Here is a 2,623-nt window from a genome sequence, read left to right as displayed (position 1 = left end):
CGCAAAGGAAGAGTGGCAGAGCGGTTGAATGCACCAGTCTTGAAAACTGGCGAGGATGAAAGTCCTCCGTGAGTTCGAATCTCACCTCTTCCGCCAAGTTAATCGGTTTTACAAGGGTTTGTAGCAATTCAAAATCCTCGTTACCAAAAGCATGACCAAAGCCATCCTTCGGGGGCGGCTTTTTCTTGGTCGCTACTGGCTTGCCATCAGTCAAAAAATCAGCTTTGTGATGACAAAAGATCCTGCTCATAGGGGTATCCCTAAATAAAGATAATGTCTTTATAGTGGGTCAATAATTTCTAACAATAAGAATCTCAGGGTTCTATAGGGACTAAAACAAATATGTATGACGATCAATCACGCCTTGATTTAGGGCAACTGAATATCGAGCGCGGAAGTTATTCTGCTGCATTTGATATCTTTTATGGCCTCGCTAAAGATCGCGCTAGCGAAGATGCACTTTATGCATTAACCAAAATGTGTTTTGATGGCCGCCTAAACCCCGAGCAAATCAATACGCTATTTACATTACAGAACTCAAATAGTAGTTTGGGTAATGGTTATGCACACTTTAATGTGGGCTTAATGTTTGAGCGCGGCATGGGTGATGTTAAGCAAGATTACAAAACTGCCGTCGAGTACTATGAAAAGGCAATCAAAGAAGAGGTGCTAGATGCCTATTGTAATTTAGGCAATATTTACATTCTGGGTACTGGTATAGCGCATGGCGTTGTGCCAAACCAAGAAAAAGGTATTGCCTTATTAAAAAAAGGTGCGGAGGAGGGTAGTAGGCAGGCTGCATTTACCTTAGGTTCTTTATATGCAACTGGCGATATTATTGAGCAAGACCTCAAGCAGGGATATCTCTATTTAACCTTGGCTGCATTTGCTAAGCATGATCAGGCAAAGCGGGTTCTTTTGATATTTGAACATGCTCACCCAGGAAACTACCGAGAGGAATTTGACACGGCTCAGCAACAATATTGGAAGATTGAAACTATGCGCAGGCTCTATAAGTGTGTTTAATGCTCTAAGATTTAAGCCAAATAAAAACCCCAGCAATCACTTGCTGGGGTTTTGTCTTTCTAGTAGCTAGAAAAGCGTTATCGCATTACTTCTTTGCAGCTGGCGCACTTACAACGGCAGCAATTGCTTCTGTATACACGACTCTCACTTGGTCGTTTACAGCGATATCTTTCATCAAGTCAGGATTCTGAACTTTAACTTTAAAGATGTTTCCTTGAGGACCTTTTAAAGATACGGTATTTTTAGCTGTATCAATCGCTTCAACATTCGCGGTTGCAGTTACGGTATTGCTAGTGATCATGCCTGGCTTATCGCCTTGTGGGGCAGTAGTAGTGCTAGTAGTAACTTGCTCACTAGTGGTGCCTGGGTTTTTTACCTTAACCAATTCAATCGCTACAGCGAGTTCATAAACAACGTCAAAACGATCACCCACTTTGATTTCAGCAAAGTTCTTTACTTCAGGACCAGCAACAATAGTCGATTCACCATCTTGATTTTTGAGAGTAACTGTACGAGTTGCAGCATCAATCTTAATTACTTCACCGTCATAAATGAGAGCAGTTTCTTGAGCGGCTACGGCAGCAACAGGAGGCTTTGGTTGATTCAGTATGAAGTAGGCGGCTGCAGCAATAGCAGTAAGAATGATTACAATGACTATTTTTTTCATAACGGTACTAATCCTTAATAAATTGGGGTGCATTAGCTTTGAGTAGTAATGCAGTAGTTGATAAATGCGCTTAATTTGGCATTTATATAGATTGTATTACTCATACCGGTCATCAGAATTATTTTTGAGGAGATTTTTAGTGAATAACCCCTAATACCTGACTATTTTGCTTACTTATCAAAATGGGCTGTCATATCAATGGCGCATACTAAGTAATAGTATGAGTAGTGTGAATAGAGAGGTATGTATGTTTTGGAAGTTATTTTCGGGGCTAATTTTCATGGGCCTGCCCCTTATAGTTAGCGCGGCAACGCCTCAGGACTTACTGAAGTCTTATGAGGCTCAATCTGGTAAAGCATCACTCAGTAGAGGAGAGCAGTTCTTCAACGCCAAGCACGGTAAGGAATGGAGCTGTGCATCCTGTCATGAAAATCCCCCAAATCACGACACTAAACACATTGTTACTGGAAAAGTGATTAAGCCATTGGCACCTAGCGCTAATTCTGCTCGCTTTACTGACGAGGCTAAAGCTGAGAAGTGGTTTAAGCGTAACTGCAATGATGTACTCGGTAAAGACTGCACTGCACAAGAAAAAGCGGATGTTCTATCTTGGTTGCTAACTGTTAAATGAGTCTGATCAACATGAAAAAAACGATATTGATTGCTACCTCCTTGCTACTAGCATCTTCATCTACGTTCGCCGCCAAAATGACGATGCCGACTGATGCGCCAGCTTCTTATGAAGCTGAGTGCGCAAGTTGTCACATGGCTTATCCGCCAGCATTATTAAGCGAGCAAAGCTGGAAAAATGTCATGTCTGGCCTATCCAAGCACTTTGGCACTGACGCTAGTGTGGATGCAAAGACCCAGACTGAAATTACAAGCTGGTTAGTAAAAAATGCCGCTACTCGACAGAAGTACAGCGAGACC

At 42.0% G+C, this 2,623-nt stretch carries 3 protein-coding genes, 1 tRNA gene and 1 pseudogene; 4 read left to right on the top strand and 1 reads right to left on the bottom strand.

Going from position 1 to position 2,623, the window contains the following annotated elements:
- Positions 1–6 precede the first annotated feature (6 nt).
- Positions 7–96, top strand: a tRNA-Ser gene (locus tag B7X71_RS14990).
- A gap of 246 nt (positions 97–342) precedes the next feature.
- The gene (locus B7X71_RS14985) at positions 343–1,026 is read left to right on the top strand and encodes a tetratricopeptide repeat protein (RefSeq protein WP_293601263.1); all 684 of its coding nucleotides are present in this window, start codon (positions 343–345) and stop codon (positions 1,024–1,026) included.
- An 85-nt stretch (positions 1,027–1,111) separates the two neighbouring features.
- Here the strand turns inward: B7X71_RS14985 and B7X71_RS14980 are convergent, their stop codons facing one another.
- A complete protein-coding gene (locus tag B7X71_RS14980) occupies positions 1,112–1,693 on the bottom strand; it encodes a hypothetical protein (protein WP_293599205.1) in 582 nt (193 codons plus the stop codon).
- A gap of 280 nt (positions 1,694–1,973) precedes the next feature.
- On the opposite strand from B7X71_RS14980, the gene B7X71_RS14975 reads away from it, so the two are divergent.
- Together B7X71_RS14975 and B7X71_RS14970 are read left to right on the top strand one after the other, a co-directional pair.
- A complete protein-coding gene (locus B7X71_RS14975) occupies positions 1,974–2,324 on the top strand; it encodes a DUF1924 domain-containing protein (protein ID WP_293601261.1) in 351 nt (116 codons plus the stop codon).
- 11 nt (positions 2,325–2,335) lie between these two features.
- Positions 2,336–2,623 (top strand): annotated as a pseudogene (locus B7X71_RS14970) (cytochrome C); the annotation flags it as partial.

The sequence above is a fragment of the Polynucleobacter sp. 39-46-10 genome (assembly GCF_002282275.1).
This window is presented reverse-complemented; position numbering and strand designations above follow the sequence as displayed.

Excerpts from the sequence above, each read along its gene's own strand:
- B7X71_RS14985 (WP_293601263.1), top strand. The coding sequence starts at position 343 with ATGTATGACGATCAATCACGCCTTGATTTAGGGCAACTGAATATCGAG.
- B7X71_RS14980 (WP_293599205.1), bottom strand. The coding sequence starts at position 1,693 with ATGAAAAAAATAGTCATTGTAATCATTCTTACTGCTATTGCTGCAGCC.
- B7X71_RS14975 (WP_293601261.1), top strand. The coding sequence starts at position 1,974 with ATGGGCCTGCCCCTTATAGTTAGCGCGGCAACGCCTCAGGACTTACTG.